Raw genomic sequence first — 1,954 nt, 5'->3', positions numbered from 1 at the left:
CAGCGTGGCCCCCGCGGCGCCGGCCGCGACGAGCGCGTAGGAGCGGCCCTCCTGGGCGTAGTACTGGGCGAACGGGGCGATCGCGTAGAGCAGCCCCGCCCACAGGCCGACGCGCGGCCGCACCAGGCGCGTCCCGAGCGCGGCGACCAGGCAGGCCGTCGCGGCCGCGCCGAGCACGGAGGGCAGCCGGAGCATGACCTCGCCCGGGTGCAGCGGCAGCAGGAAGTGCATGAGCAGGTAGTAGAGGCCGTGGACGGCGTCGATCGTGCCGAGCACGTGCCACAGCTGGGACAGGCTGCGCGAGGCGACCATGACGGTGGCGGCCTCGTCGCGCCACATCGTCCCCCGGTCCACGTGCCACAGCGCCAGCAGCAGCGCGGTGGCGCCGGGGACGCCGACGGCCAGGGTGCGGGCGCGCCCGGCTGTGACCTGCGTGATCAACGGCATGGGCCGAGCTTGTACGACAGACTGACGAATGCCCGCGCTCCAGCGGCCCGTGCCGCGCAAACGTCACCCGTTCAGAAACAGCTTCCGTACGACCCGCTCGGCCGCGCCCCCGTCGTCGTACGCGCAGAACCGGTCCCGGAACGCGGCGCGCAGCCGGGTCGTCGCGGCGGTGTCCGCGCCGCCGTCGCGGAAGAGGGCGACGAGCTCCTCCTCGGTCGTGGCGACCGCGCCGGGGGTGTCGCCCGGCAGGCCGGACAGCAGGTCGAAGTAGGTGCCGCGGGCCAGCCGGTACGCCTGCCAGTCGGGGGCGTAGGTGACGATCGGGCGGTCCAGGCAGGCGTAGTCGAACATCAGCGACGAGTAGTCGGTGACCAGCGCGTCGGCGGCCAGGCACAGGTCCTCGACGCGGTGGTGGCCGGTGACGTCGCGCAGACGGGGGTGGGCGTCGGCGAGCCCGGCCCGGTCGCCGTAGAAGTAGTGGGCGCGGACCAGGACGACGTGGTCGTCGCCGAGGGCGTCGGCGAACCGGGCGAGGTCGAGGCGGGGCAGGAAGCCCTTCTGGTAGTCGCGGTGGGTGGGGGCGTAGAGGATCGCCCGCTGCCCGTCGGCGATGCCCAGCTCCGCGCGGATCTTGCTGATCCGGTCCTGTTCGGTGGTGAAGTAGACGTCGTTCCTCGGGTAGCCGAGCTCCAGCGGGGCGTACGCCGCCGACGGGTACACGCGCTCCCAGACCTGCGTGGAGTGCGGGTTGGCGGAGAGGCTGTAGTCCCACTGGTCGGTGTGGGCGAGGACCTTGGCGAAGCTGATGCCGTGCGTGCCGGCCGGGTAGCGGCGCTGGTCGAGGCCCATCTTCTTCAGCGGGGTGCCGTGGTGGGTCTGGAGGTAGACCTGGCCGGGGCGCTTGGTGAAGCCGCCGGGGAAGGACGAGTTGTTGATCAGGTACGTCGCGGTGGCCATGGTCTGCCAGTAGCGGCGCGAGCCCTCGATGACGTACGGGACGCCGTCCGGCACGCGGTCCTTGTGCCGCGAGGAGACGACGAAGACGCCCTTGATGTGCGGGGCGGTCCGGCGGGCCTGGGCGTGGATCGCGGCCGGGTTGCAGCTGACGCCGCGGTTCCAGTACGCGCCGTACACCGCGAGGTCCGGGTCGAGGCGCGTGGTGCGCAGGTCGGCGCGGTAGGCGGCCTTCATGACGCGGGTGCGCAGTGTCCGCTTGTGCCGTGCGAGGGCCGAACTCACCGTCTTCTTCAGGCCCTTGGCCTTCTCCTGCTTCTGGTACGCGGACCAGGACCCGGCGGCGACGGCCTGCTCGCGCGCGTCCTTCGGCATGTGGCCGGCCGGGCGGTGGGCGCGGTGCAGTTCGACGGCGAGGCGGAACAGTCCGGGGCGGTCGGCGGGGCCGGTGCGCGAGGGGTCGTCGAGGACGTCGAGGACGCGGCCGACGGCGACCGGGAAGACGCGGGGCGCGTCCGCGGTGGCGGCCAGCAGTTCCCCGTAGCGCTCCACG

1 protein-coding gene and 1 pseudogene are annotated in these 1,954 nt (G+C 73.2%); both read right to left on the bottom strand.

Going from position 1 to position 1,954, the window contains the following annotated elements:
• A pseudogene (locus G3I40_RS18825) lies at positions 1-447 on the bottom strand (glycosyltransferase family 39 protein); the annotation flags it as partial.
• 63 nt (positions 448-510) lie between these two features.
• Positions 511-1,954, bottom strand: a 1,444-nt coding sequence (locus G3I40_RS18820; RefSeq protein ID WP_239091811.1) for a CDP-glycerol glycerophosphotransferase family protein, incomplete at its 5' end; no start/stop codon positions are given.

Source organism: Streptomyces sp. SID14478, from assembly GCF_010548525.1.
In the GTDB taxonomy this organism is placed as follows: Bacteria; Actinomycetota; Actinomycetes; order Streptomycetales; family Streptomycetaceae; genus Streptomyces.
The sequence above is the reverse complement of the archived record's forward strand: the minus strand, read 5'-3'. Positions and strand labels throughout refer to the sequence as shown.